This window comes from Klebsiella sp. F11, assembly GCF_056712265.1.
The window spans coordinates 2,136,720-2,148,750 of the sequence record NZ_CM160060.1 but is presented as its reverse complement, the minus strand read 5'-3'; the positions used below and the strand labels follow the sequence as shown (position 1 = coordinate 2,148,750).

Sequence of the window (12,031 nt, the reverse complement as noted above, 5' to 3'; positions counted from 1 at the left end):
CTAAGCCCGGTGACCATCTTAGAAGTGCACCTGACTGTTTGAAACGGTCGCTTTATACACGCATCACATAAATCTGCCTGAAACAGATTTATGTAATACATCAGCACATGGCACTAAATAGCTACAAGTTATAAAACTTGAATGTAATGCATGTTTCTTCGACCCAGAAAGAAAATAACGCTCTATATCATTACCCTTTCTTCTTGTGATATCTAATCTGGGCAAATGATAACGGTTCACGTCCATGATAAATTGCTGAAACCCGGATTTTGTACCCGAATAATTAAATTGTGCATAATGACCTTCAGGTATTATTATTATTTTTTGTACTTTACTCTTCATAGAAGATAAATTCTGGTAATCTGTTGCTGTAAAGTACTTGATAACAATGCCTGAATTTACTGCGATATTGGGTTCAAAATGGCTGATGCCATAGACGTAAGAAGGTAGCTCCTGGTAGTCCCTGAGATACCTGTTAAAAAAATTCATTCTCACATCTATATTGAACTTACCGAGATCTTCAAAAGCACAAAGAAAAGAGTGCTCTGTACCGAGAAAAATTTGTTCCGGCAATGAAATTATGTCCGGCTCGGGTACCGGATGTATTATCCTCTGGTATGGCGGGTAGAGTTGTGAACAGTCCCATTCAGTATTATTTCTGTATTTGGCAGGTGTCTGATGAAAGTAATCTTTGAATGAACGGGTGAAAGCCTGCTGCGTAGTAAAACCATATTTCAAAGAAATATCGAGAATATGTGTTTTAGTTATCTGTAATTCAGCAGCCGCGGTGGATAATTTTCTTAGCCGGATATACCTGCTTAGAGTAACTCCCGTTAATGCATGATAAACTCGCTGTAAATAAAATTTCGAATATCCTGACTTAGCCGCCACAATATCCAGGGATAATTTTGATGCGAGTTGAGATTCTATCCATTCTGTAAGATCATAAATAAAATCATTTTTCATTACACACCGCCTTATTCCCGGTTGCCATATCAAAAGCAAAATCCAGCGCTGATTGAGAGTAACGATAAAGCAAAGTATCGTCTGGCATCATTACTATCGACCTGAGCGCTCCCATAAAAATATAGAAAATCATCGAGCTGAGTATTGTTGTCGAAACATCAGTATGAATCATTCCATTTTTTTTGGCTTCGGATAAAACAGAATCTATCATGACGAATAATTTATCCATCTTTCCCCCCACCAGCATATCATGATCATTGACTTCGTCAGGATATTCACAGCGGAAGACAGTCATCTCGATAACATTTCGAAGATGTTTATTTCTCTTAACGCATTCAATTTCCCTTAATAAACAGTGGCGTAATGCCATAACAGATTCTGCACGAATTACAAGCTCTTCAACTTCAGTAAAAAGTAAGAGCGGCGTGCGCTCAATAACTTGTTTAAAAAGATCATTCTTTTCTCTGAAATGCCAGTAAATAGCCCCGCGTGTACAGCCAGCTTTCATGGCTATCATCTGTAACGTTGTGCGATAAATACCCGAATCCCGAAAGCATTGCTCAGCCGCATCCAGAATATGCTCGCGGGTTTCTTCAGCATCTTGCTTGGTTCGCCTGGCCATTTTCAAGCCTCCAGAATAAATTAAAATTTATCGTATAACTATTACTGAGCAGATTGAGGATTTTAGTATTGGTATCCCTGATGGATACCAATACCTGACGTACAGCTATTTTTTTTCAGCTATAGTTAATGCTTCTTTTTTGCTTTTGTTCCTGGTAAAAAAACCAGCGACAAGAACATAAAAAAGCGGGATATAAAAAATAGCTAATACAGTCGCTGTAAGCATCCCTCCCACCACGCCAGTACCAATGGCATGCTTGCTTCCGGAACTTGCTCCTGAGGCAATAGCGAGAGGAATAACACCAACAATAAATGCCAGTGATGTCATAATAATGGGTCGTAAACGGACTCTGGCTGCCTCAATGGCTGCCTGAGAAAATGACATTCCACTTTTTTCATGAAGATCGCGCGCGAATTCAACAATTAATATCGCATTCTTTGCAGAGAGACCAATCGTCGTTAATAACCCAACCTGGAAGAAAACATCGTTCCCCAGTCCACGTAAAAGCGTCGCACTGACAGCACCAATAACACCCAGCGGTATGACTAGCATTACTGAGAAAGGAATACTCCAGCTTTCATAAAGACCTGCCAGACAGAGGAATACGATTATTAGCGACAGAGCATAAAGCGCCGGCGCTTGCGAGCCTGAAAGACGCTCTTCAAATGAAAGACCTGTCCAGGCAACATTTAAACCTGGTGGCAATTTTGCCGCGATCTCCTCTACCGCCTTCATCGCATCCCCGGAGCTATAACCCGGTGCCGGTTCGCCAAGAAGTTCAACTGCGGGTAAACCGTTATAACGCTCCAGTTTCGGGGAACCATAAGTCCATTTCCCACTGGCGAACGATGAGAATGAGACCATCTCTCCGTCACTATTACGTACGTACCATTTATCGAAATCCTCCGGAGAAATACGTGAACTGGCTTCGCCCTGGATATAAACTTTTTTAACACGTCCGCGATCATTGAAGTCATTAACATACGTTGACCCCCAGGCGGCGGACATCGTGTTATTTACATCAGAGAGACTGAGTTTCAGAGCCTGGACTTTCTCGTCATCAATCAGAATTTGATATTGTGGCTCATCATTCATACCGTTGGGTCGAACCATTTGCAGTGCGGGATTTTGGGCAGCCATCCCAAGAAACATATTCCGCGCCTGCATTAATTTTTCATGGCCGCCTCCGGTTGTATCCTGGAGAAACAGGTTAAAACCAGTGGCATTCCCCAATTCCATCACCGCCGGAGGCGCGAAGGAAATAACCGTTCCCTCTTTTATTGTGCTGAAATACCCCATTGACCTGCCAGCCAGTTCAAATACCGAACCTTTCCTTTCATTCCATGGCTTAAGTCCCACAAATACCATAGCGGAACCCTGACCACGCCCTGCAAAGTTAAATCCATTGACCAGCATTGTCGTGGCAACCATGTCTTTTTCCTGCGTCAGAAAATATTCCGATATTTTGGTTAATACTTTCTGGGTCTGCTCCGCACTGCTGTTTGGCGGCATCTGAACCTGCACAAAGAGATTGCCCTGATCTTCATCAGGCAGGAATGATGTCGGTATCTGCGGGAATAACGCCACAAGTAAAGCGATGATTGCCAGAAAGAAAAGCATCGCTCGTTTTCTGGCCCTTAATGTACGTTCGACGCCATTACGATAAAGCGAGGTGCCGTGTTCAAATTTACGGTTAAACCAGCCGAAAAATCCCTTTTTGGCCTGCGCACCATGATGCGTTTGTTTCAGGATCGTTGCACATAATGCCGGAGTAAAAATTAGCGCAACGAGCACCGACAACGCCATCGCAGAAACAATGGTGATAGAGAACTGGCGATAAATCACACCCGTTGAACCACCGAAAAACGCCATCGGAAGAAATACAGCAGAAAGAACCAGACCGATACCAACCAGAGCACCCGAAATCTGTTCCATCGACTTTCGGGTCGCTTCAAGCGGCGGAAGCTTTTCTTCTTCCATCAGTCGCTCGACATTCTCCACAACCACTATGGCATCATCGACGAGAAGCCCGATAGCCAGTACCAGGCCAAACATGGTTAATATGTTAATTGTAAAACCAAATGCGGCCATAATGCCGAATGTGCCCAGCAAAACGACCGGAATGGCGAGTGTAGGAATAAGTGTTGCTCTCCAGTTTTGCAAAAAAATCAGCATCACGACAAAAACGAGGACTATCGCTTCAATAAGGGTATGTACCACTCCCTCTATTGAGGCACTTATAACTGGAGACGTATCGTAAGGATAAATAATCTCCACGCCTTCCGGTAAACCAGGTTTAAGCTCATCCAGCTTTGCTTTGACAGCTTTAATGGTGTCCAGCGCATTGGCACCGGTTGCCAGACGTAACGCAATAGCTGTACTCGGAAGATCTTTGCCATATTTTGATTGTATTGAGAAATTCTCGGATCCCAGTTTTACTTTGGCCACATCCTTAAGTAACACGCGGGATCCATCAGGCTGAACCTTCAGGAGTATATTTTCAAATTGTTCAGGAGTTGTGAATCTGGTCTTGCCAATGACAGTAGCACTCAGTTCAATATTTTCATTGGTTGGTAAACCGGCTAGCTGGCCCGCGGATACCTGTACGTTTTGCGCCTGAATAGCAGAGCTGACATCCAAAGGGGTAAGTTTATATCCATTCAGCTTATTCGGATCCATCCAGATACGCATAGCATACTGGGACCCCAGCATAGTGAAATCCCCCACACCGGTAATACGGGTTAAAGGATCCTGGATGTTAGAAACCAGATAGTCACCGAGGTCAAAGCTGCTCATACGACCATCGGTTGAAACAAGTCCGGCAAGAATTAAAAAGTTAATCTGGTATTTAGCAACGCGGATCCCCTGATTCTGAACTTCATCCGGTATTAAAGGGGTTGCCAGCGATAGCTTATTTTGTACCTGTACCTGGGCAATATCCGGATCTGTTCCCTGATCAAAGGTGACGGTAATTGTGAATGAGCCATCCGAATTACTCTCAGATTTTAGATAGCGCAAATTATCAAGCCCATTCAGTTGCTGTTCGATAACCTGCACGACAGTATCCTGAACGGTATCTGCCGATGCGCCTGGATAAGATCCGGTCACGGCAATCGCAGGAGCAGCGATATTAGGGTACTGGTTAATAGGTAACTTGATGATAGAAAGCGCGCCAGCCAGCATAATAATGATGGCTACAACCCATGCAAGTACGGGGCGGTCAATAAAAAAACGTGACATTACGGCTCCTTACTCAGGCTGATTAGCGACTTCAGGCGAAGGAGGAACCGCCTGAGCAATCCTGACTTCGCTACCTGGCTGGGCTTTTTGTGTCCCATCGACAATAACCCGATCGCCACTTTGTAACCCGTCTCGTATTAGCCACTGATTACCTACAACGCGATCGGTTACAACCATTTTGCGGATCACCTTGCTATCTTTGCCAACGACAAGAGCCGAGGCCTGTCCAGTCGGATCACGGCTTATTGCTCTTTGTGGAACAAGCAGGGCATTCTCGCTCACCCCTTCCTGTAATTTGGCGCGGACGAACATACCTGGCAGCAACCGCCCATCCGGATTAGGAAACTCGGCACGTATAATTACAGAGTCCGTACTTTCATCTACTGTTACTTCTGAAAGTTTTATACGGCCCGGATGCGAATATTCAGTGCCATTGTCGAGGGTGAGTTTGACTTCAGCCTGCTGGTCGCCATTTCGTTTCAGGCGACCTGCGGCAAATTCATCCTGCAATTTAAGAAGAGCCGTTGAAGATTGCGGAATATCGACATAGATAGGATCAAGCTGCTGGATGGTTGCAAGAGCAGTGGTCTGATTGGCGGTCAGCAACGCTCCCTGAGTAACGGAAGATCGCCCGATGCGCCCAGATATTGGCGCGGTTATCTGTGTATAATCTAAATCAATGCGAGCAGAGTCAACATCAGCCTGCGCCTGTAGCCAGGTTGACCGTGCATCATCCCGATCCTGATGGCTTATTGCTCCCGTTTTCACCAGGCGATCATATCGTTGAGCCAAAAGTTTTGATGATTCAAGGTTAGCTTCTGCTTTGGCAAGCGTTGCCCGGTAAGGAGCCGGATCAATCTGATACAATGCCTGACCGGCTTCAACAATTGTTCCTTCATCGAACAGCCTTTTCTGAAGGATGCCGCCAACCTGGGGACGCACTTCAGCCGTCCTGAAAGACGAGGTACGGCCAGGAAGTTCAGTCGTCAACGTGACGTTTGCTGCGGTTACCGTCACAACTCCCACTTCAGGAACCGAATTTTGTACTGGCCGCTGTGGCTTATCACATCCGAGGAGTGCAAGCGACAAAAGTACTGACAGCGCCGGGTATGCAGGACGAAAAAGCACAAACATTGTAAGTGTTCTCTCTGTGGTTTGAATGTTCATTCTAGTATATTCATACTAAAATAAGACTTGCAAGAGATATTAAAGAGGTTAACAAATGAGCAATATGCAGGACGAAGAAATCGGCGTGAAAAGCAAAGACAGGAGAAAGCAAGTACTTGATGCAGCGGCTAAATGTTTCCGTGACCTGGGGTTTCATGGATGCAGTATTGCTAAAATTTCAAAAGAGTCCGGTATGAGTCCTGGACACATTTATTATCATTTTGCTAACAAAGAAGCCATCGTGGAAGCCCTGGTCGCGCAACAAGAAAGCACCATGTTTGAACTGATTAATGATGTTGCGTCATCTCCAGCCGATGAGAAATTAGCCGTGGCGCTTAAAAGGCAAACGGTACGCATGGTTGAGCTTCATACCTCTCCAGAGTTTATTAGTTTATGGCTTGAAATTGCTGCCGAAGCGGTGCGAAACCCTAACGTTTCACAAGTACTGCAGGTGTCCCATAACGCCATTAACAACAGGTTCAATGCGCAATTACTTAAAAGAAGTAAAAAAAATGATGAGAATGAAATCAGGCAGCTTCGCGCAAAGATGGATATTATTGCATCCATCTTTGCGGGATTATCGCAGCGCACTGCATTACAATCTCATGATGAGAAAGGAGATAAAGAAATGCTTATTGATATGATAAATAAAGTTATCGATCTCTTTTTTAAAGAATATTAGACCTCACTCATTCGTTGGGCGATATTGTCTAAAATACCCTGCCCTCGGTTTTGAGGGCAAAATTTAACGCATTAATGCTATTCAAGAATAGATATACCAATTTAGTCATAAAAAAACCGTCATTAAATAATAGCAATGGCGGAATGATTCAGTGAGAGAATGAAAATGCACCTATTTTCACCCACCTCGCTACGGATGTGTACACTGTCTCTCAATAGTGATTCTTTTACACGTTTTGCTACATTTCACAAGAACCGAACGGAGTAAAGCTGGGTAATCTCTCTAAACCTGTATAAGCTTGTATTCGATTTCTTGAGCGATAATGACCTATCTACGGCTGAACACCCTAGTGGTGTTAAACATATACTCATCTAGCATCTTAATCAGAAAACACGACCTACATAAAACTGCTTTCATTTAAGGTGGTCAGTTTGGTGGTCTTGACAGAACGGCAATTCAGGTTGAGCTTACTTATTAGCCAGTTACTGGCAAAGGCGATCCCAGTCAGAGGAGCCAATTTCCGGCTTTCATGCATCCTTGCGAATCCTTATATGATGTTGATTCAACAGGTTAGTGTGAAAACTCTTCCCGGTGTATTTTGATTTTACCCTCCGCATCGGGAAAAATTGGTGGTCAAATCTGGGGTCAGGTTAGTTCGATAATGGAGTGCCCCCCATACGACCCTTAGCGACGCGAAAATCCTCACTCTCAACCCCCCTGCTCCTCTATAAAGCCTCTGATTCCCACAATCTGTGCTTACGCGCTCTCGTTACTGGTATCTCAGCGCCATATTAACGGTAAAGAATTCCGTATCGCGCCCGGCGCCAATCCTGCCATCTCCCTCTCTGCCTACCGGTAGCAGCGCGAATATAACCAACGGTTTCGAAGTATCGAAACAACACCCCACACTCTAACACATTGAAATAATTAACATAACAGGCAGTAAATAGAGTGAATGTCGGTAATATCAAGTCAGCACCGTCTTTCAGCGGAGATCTCTCTGGCCTATAAAGTGGGCAATTTCAGCAGGAAGCTGATGCATCGAATTAATAATGCCCCTGGCGCCGGCTAACCGCAGCTTTTCACCATGTAAAAGATAAGTATGCGCGCCGCCAATATAGCCAATAACCGTCATCCCCGCCCTGCTGGCAGCCATTACCCCATGGACTGAATCTTCAATCACTAGCGTATTTTCTGGCGCAACATTAAGAACTCTTGCGGCGTGCAGGAATATATCAGGCTGCGGCTTGGCGCGTCCCGGCCCCAGATCGACGGCGGAAAAAACGCGCTCAGTGAATAACTGATCCAGACCGACCAGCGATAGCGAATAGTCAAGCTGGCTGCTGGAGGAGTTGGAGCAGATGCATTTGGGAAAATTTAGTGAACGAAGAACTTCCAGCGTGCCGTCGGTACGCTTCAGTTTTTTCGCAAACTCTTCGCGCAGCGATGTATAGAAGGTGTGGTTGATCGACGTGGGCAATACTACGCCCTTCTGTTCCCGAATCTTATCGATCAGCTCGTCCCAGGAAAGTCCGCTGAACTCACTGCTAAATTCATTAAAATCTATCAGCACGCCGTAACTTTCCAGCAGCCGAAGCGTCAGGTTAATACCAATAATCTCTGAATCAATCAGCACACCATCACAGTCAAATATCACCAGGTCAAGCGCTCTGCCCATCTTTATTCCTCCGAATAGCGTCTGGCCGCGATCCGTACGTATGCGGCCAGACAGACTCAGATTTAAGCGGCCTGTTCCGGACGCTTTCTGTACTTAGTCAGCAGCTGCTGAATATCGTGCAAGCGGGAAACCGCGACCGACGACAGTTTCTCTTTTGAAACATTGCGGTCAAGAGATATGCAGTCTTTCCACAGTGAGCGGCCTGCAATCACCCCGGAAGCGCCATTGCGCAGAGAGATCTCTACCTGGGTCAGGAAAGTGGCATGATCGACCCCGGCAGACAGCACGGCCCACGGAATATCACCACAAATTTCAGTCACGGCAGCGCAGGCGTCTTCCGTTCCCGGATAAGGGATTTTAAGTACCTTTGAGCCACATTCAATGCACAGCTTACAGCCATCCTGAATGAGTTCCGGGATCTTACGCTGGTACTCTTCCTTGCTTTCATTTTCCAGCGAATAGGTCAGGAACTCTACCACCAGGAACAGATCTTCACGGGCGAAATCAGCAATGACTTCCCGCAGGGTGGCAAGGTTAGCGGTGTTGGCATCCGGCGTATCGGAACGCAGGTAAATCATAATTTTTCCGCCGGTTGCGCCCAGCTCGCGAACTTTGCGGGCATTAATTCCTTCGACCATCGTAGAGATACGATACCCCTGCGGCGACGTTTCCCAACCGGAAGCATCCAGGCCAACCAGCAGACCGGTATTACGCGGCAGTACGCCTTCATCAACAATTCCCGGCACGGCGCAAATAGGGTCAACTAATACGCAACCCGCTTCAGAGGCCAGATAGCGGGTAATGTCATATTTCGTTTTACCCAGCGTTTCGTTGCTGATCTCTTTTTGTTCTTCCGGTGTTGCTGCTAATAACGTTCTCATTCCTCCGCGCTGATCGCAGGCTACAACCATCATTGAACCTGTGGCATCGCAAATCATTTGATATCCGCGACGTTCAGCGGTAGTCATTGTATTCATCAGATATTTCCTCTTGCAGGAGATTGACAGTATAAAATTAAATGCAGTTCAGGCGCTGGCTAATCCAGGTCATCAAATTGTGATCGTTCACAGTATTATCCTGGTCAACTGTATAAACATCGCTTAATGCCATCGGCCGGGCATTTTCAGCCAACATAATTAACTCAGGAATGTATTCCTCCCCCGGATGCCCTTTAACCCGGCAGGTACAACGTGATTTATAACGTTTGGACACATTTTCCGCAGAGATCTTATTCCACACTTCAATAACATTGTGGCATCCTGCCATAGCAAGATATTCCTGCAAAACTGACCTGTCGCGGAAACCAAACCAGGCATCTAATACAAACAGCGTATTTTCCGGCGATGTTCTGACAATCCTGAACATCGTTTCATATGCTGCGTAGCCCAGTTTACGATTTAATGGCCGGTCGATAATATCGGCGAACTGGACCATAAACGGTTCTTTAATTTCATCGATACTTAAAACCGGTGCATTAAAATAGTCTGCAATCTTTTTTGCTACGGAGCTTTTCCCTGATGCGGGAATACCGTTCACTAAAATCAGCTTTCTCATAATAACCTCAGTACTTCATCTACAGAGGTAGCCTTTCTGATTTGCGCCAGAGTCGTCTCGTCTTCCAGTAGTCCCACTATCGACGCAATCCCTTCGGTAATGTGGACATTACTGTCCACCCCACCAAACATCACAATGATATCGACCGGTTCGCTGCCGTGAATCGATACCGGCTTTTTCAATGTTGCCAGACTAAAACAGTTCTTTCTTACCCCACACTCTGGTCTGGCGTGAGGAATAGCAATACCTTCATCAAAGACATAATAGGCGCCATACTCCTTTGTATTATTAATTACTGCTTTAGGATAATCGCTAGTGACAAATCCGCCGACAATTAATGGCTGCGCCACTATTTCGATTATCTCATCCCATGAATCGACATTAATGCCGACCTGAATACACTGGTTCTCAGAGAGAAAATCCTTAATACCCATACCACCTCATATATTTTTGCGAATAGTGTTCCTTAACTCATCAATTTTAACAAAAACCTCATCAACACAATTTCTGTAACGCTTACTGGCAGCGTAAGCTTTAACGGCCTGGTTATATTTCACCATAAGCATTTTTTGCGTCGCGTTATCCGTCGGGTTTTCCGCCAAAGCGGCTTCTAACTGTGATAGCTCCTGCATAATTCCCTCAGCCTCGGCGTCATGATTATCCCCCTGCGGCTCTGCGGAATTAAATAATTTTTTTAATGATGAAAACATATTGCCTCCTGATTATTTATTACGTTTTTGCCTGGGGAGATCAGCTAGTTTAATTAAGAATTATTTGCCCAGTTTTCTGTTAGCGAACCAGACAATTACTACCACAAAGACAATAAAGCCGATTACGAATGACCAGTCATTCTGGAAAGCGTGGCCTAATACCAGCCCGGTACTGATGACATCAGAGTCGCTAAAGGTCACGCCTTTAAAGCCAAAAGTTTCAAGCAGCGGTACCAGAATCGCAGGCAGCAGGGTGATAAATATTCCGTGAATGACCCCACCGATAATAGCCCCTTTTCTACCGCCCATTGCGTTACCAAACACCCCTGCGGCACCACCGGCAAAGAAGTTGGTCAGCAGGCCAGGCAGGATCATCGCCAGACCGAACATCGGGAAGATGATCATGCCGATAATGGAGCCCACGGTGGTTGCGAGGAAGCCAACGATGACCGCGTTTGGCGCATAGGGGAACAGCACCGGGCAGTCCAGCGCCGGTTTGGCGTTTGGCACCAGACGCATAGCAATGCCACGGAAGGCGGGCACCAACTCGTTTAGCAATAAACGCACGCCGCTGTACAGCACAAATACCCCGGCAACAAACTGCATCGACTGCATAAAGGAGTACATGATGTAGTTCGTATCCCCGGCAAATTGAGCGATATACCCTGAGCCGGCGAAGATCGCGGGAATGATATACATCGGCACCATAATCACCGCCATCGACAGGTAGGTGTCCTGCAGAAACTTGAAGTTATCAGGCAGTTCCAGATCTTCGGTTGAACGGGAGTTTTTGCCGACCACTTTTGCCACCGCCGCCTGTACCAGATAGCCGATAGTGCAGAAGTGCCCCAGAGCAATATCATCCGAATCGGTGATTTTACGTACGATGGGCTGCGCGATAGCCGGCATCAGCACCGCCATAATCCCGCCAAAGATACCGCCGGTTAGAATCAACGTAGCGCCGGTCAACCCGGCCTTATAGCCAATCACGGTACCGATAGTTGCCATCCACAGCAGCGCCTGGCCGGTCAGGAAGATATATTTAAACGGCGTAATCCGGGCAATAAGAATATTGACGGCAAAAATCACTAACAGGGTTAACGCGACTTCTGAGCCCAGCTCACGGTTAGCCACCCCGGCAATCGCAGCAACATCGGTGATATACCCCTTCATGCCAAAGCCCTGGGTAAAGATATCATTAAGGAAGGTCAGCGCCTCGACAATGATATTAATCCCGGCCATCATAATCAGGAAACCAAGCAGGGTTTTGAATGTTCCTTCAACCGTTTTCCCGAGCGATTTTTTCTGCAAGATCAGGCCAAGCATTGCAATAAGTGCAATGAGTATTGAAGCCTGTCCTAAAAAATCTTTAACAATAAAATGAATAATAGCGTCCACTTAACACCTCACGG

At 45.9% G+C, this 12,031-nt stretch carries 12 protein-coding genes; 2 read left to right on the top strand and 10 right to left on the bottom strand.

The features are described 5' to 3' along the window. Positions 1-63: 63 nt before the first annotated feature. The 4 genes from AC1M2H_RS10605 to AC1M2H_RS10590 form a co-directional block, all read right to left on the bottom strand. Positions 64-966: a helix-turn-helix domain-containing protein gene (locus AC1M2H_RS10605; RefSeq protein ID WP_480151322.1), complete on the bottom strand. Its 903-nt coding sequence runs from the start codon at positions 964-966 to the stop codon at positions 64-66. Further along, positions 956-1,588, bottom strand: a complete 633-nt coding sequence (locus AC1M2H_RS10600) for a TetR family transcriptional regulator (RefSeq protein ID WP_480151321.1) — start codon at positions 1,586-1,588, stop codon at positions 956-958. Before AC1M2H_RS10600 ends, AC1M2H_RS10605 begins: the two co-directional genes overlap by 11 nt. A 105-nt stretch (positions 1,589-1,693) precedes the next feature. After that, positions 1,694-4,828 (bottom strand): efflux RND transporter permease subunit, encoded by a 3,135-nt coding sequence (locus AC1M2H_RS10595; protein ID WP_480151320.1) that lies wholly within the window; start codon positions 4,826-4,828, stop codon positions 1,694-1,696. A gap of 9 nt (positions 4,829-4,837) precedes the next feature. After that, a complete protein-coding gene (locus AC1M2H_RS10590; protein WP_480151319.1) occupies positions 4,838-5,995 on the bottom strand; it encodes an efflux RND transporter periplasmic adaptor subunit in 1,158 nt (385 codons plus the stop codon). Positions 5,996-6,050: 55 nt separating this feature from the next. On the opposite strand from AC1M2H_RS10590, the gene AC1M2H_RS10585 reads away from it, so the two are divergent. Beyond that, the gene (locus AC1M2H_RS10585; RefSeq protein ID WP_480151318.1) at positions 6,051-6,677 is read left to right on the top strand and encodes a TetR/AcrR family transcriptional regulator; all 627 of its coding nucleotides are present in this window, start codon (positions 6,051-6,053) and stop codon (positions 6,675-6,677) included. 401 nt (positions 6,678-7,078) lie between these two features. Next, positions 7,079-7,279 (top strand): hypothetical protein, encoded by a 201-nt coding sequence (locus tag AC1M2H_RS10580; protein WP_480151904.1) that lies wholly within the window; start codon positions 7,079-7,081, stop codon positions 7,277-7,279. Between the two features lie 383 nt (positions 7,280-7,662). Here AC1M2H_RS10580 and AC1M2H_RS10575 read toward each other — a convergent pair whose 3' ends face one another. From AC1M2H_RS10575 to AC1M2H_RS10550, 6 genes are all read right to left on the bottom strand, one after another. After that, positions 7,663-8,355, bottom strand: a complete 693-nt coding sequence (locus AC1M2H_RS10575; RefSeq protein ID WP_480151317.1) for an HAD family hydrolase — start codon at positions 8,353-8,355, stop codon at positions 7,663-7,665. Between the two features lie 62 nt (positions 8,356-8,417). Continuing rightward, positions 8,418-9,332 (bottom strand): beta/alpha barrel domain-containing protein, encoded by a 915-nt coding sequence (locus AC1M2H_RS10570; RefSeq protein ID WP_480151316.1) that lies wholly within the window; start codon positions 9,330-9,332, stop codon positions 8,418-8,420. A 37-nt stretch (positions 9,333-9,369) separates the two neighbouring features. Then, positions 9,370-9,909: a P-loop nucleotide/nucleoside kinase family protein gene (locus AC1M2H_RS10565; RefSeq protein ID WP_480151315.1), complete on the bottom strand. Its 540-nt coding sequence runs from the start codon at positions 9,907-9,909 to the stop codon at positions 9,370-9,372. Further along, positions 9,906-10,343, bottom strand: coding sequence for a PTS sugar transporter subunit IIA (locus AC1M2H_RS10560; RefSeq protein WP_480151314.1), 438 nt, complete (start codon positions 10,341-10,343; stop codon positions 9,906-9,908). The genes AC1M2H_RS10565 and AC1M2H_RS10560 overlap by 4 nt, the downstream gene beginning before the upstream one ends. A 6-nt stretch (positions 10,344-10,349) precedes the next feature. Next, positions 10,350-10,619, bottom strand: coding sequence for a hypothetical protein (locus tag AC1M2H_RS10555; RefSeq protein WP_480151313.1), 270 nt, complete (start codon positions 10,617-10,619; stop codon positions 10,350-10,352). 60 nt (positions 10,620-10,679) lie between these two features. Continuing rightward, positions 10,680-12,017 (bottom strand): PTS sugar transporter subunit IIC, encoded by a 1,338-nt coding sequence (locus AC1M2H_RS10550; protein WP_480151312.1) that lies wholly within the window; start codon positions 12,015-12,017, stop codon positions 10,680-10,682. Between the last annotated feature and the right edge of the window lie 14 nt (positions 12,018-12,031).

What these genes read in the sequence shown, in the direction of transcription:
- AC1M2H_RS10605 (WP_480151322.1), bottom strand. Translation starts at nt 966, where the DNA reads ATGAAAAATGATTTTATTTATGATCTTACAGAATGGATAGAATCTCAA.
- AC1M2H_RS10600 (WP_480151321.1), bottom strand. Translation starts at nt 1,588, where the DNA reads ATGGCCAGGCGAACCAAGCAAGATGCTGAAGAAACCCGCGAGCATATT.
- AC1M2H_RS10595 (WP_480151320.1), bottom strand. Translation starts at nt 4,828, where the DNA reads ATGTCACGTTTTTTTATTGACCGCCCCGTACTTGCATGGGTTGTAGCC.
- AC1M2H_RS10590 (WP_480151319.1), bottom strand. Translation starts at nt 5,995, where the DNA reads ATGAACATTCAAACCACAGAGAGAACACTTACAATGTTTGTGCTTTTT.
- AC1M2H_RS10585 (WP_480151318.1), top strand. Translation starts at nt 6,051, where the DNA reads ATGAGCAATATGCAGGACGAAGAAATCGGCGTGAAAAGCAAAGACAGG.
- AC1M2H_RS10575 (WP_480151317.1), bottom strand. Translation starts at nt 8,355, where the DNA reads ATGGGCAGAGCGCTTGACCTGGTGATATTTGACTGTGATGGTGTGCTG.
- AC1M2H_RS10570 (WP_480151316.1), bottom strand. Translation starts at nt 9,332, where the DNA reads ATGAATACAATGACTACCGCTGAACGTCGCGGATATCAAATGATTTGC.
- AC1M2H_RS10565 (WP_480151315.1), bottom strand. Translation starts at nt 9,909, where the DNA reads ATGAGAAAGCTGATTTTAGTGAACGGTATTCCCGCATCAGGGAAAAGC.
- AC1M2H_RS10560 (WP_480151314.1), bottom strand. Translation starts at nt 10,343, where the DNA reads ATGGGTATTAAGGATTTTCTCTCTGAGAACCAGTGTATTCAGGTCGGC.
- AC1M2H_RS10555 (WP_480151313.1), bottom strand. Translation starts at nt 10,619, where the DNA reads ATGTTTTCATCATTAAAAAAATTATTTAATTCCGCAGAGCCGCAGGGG.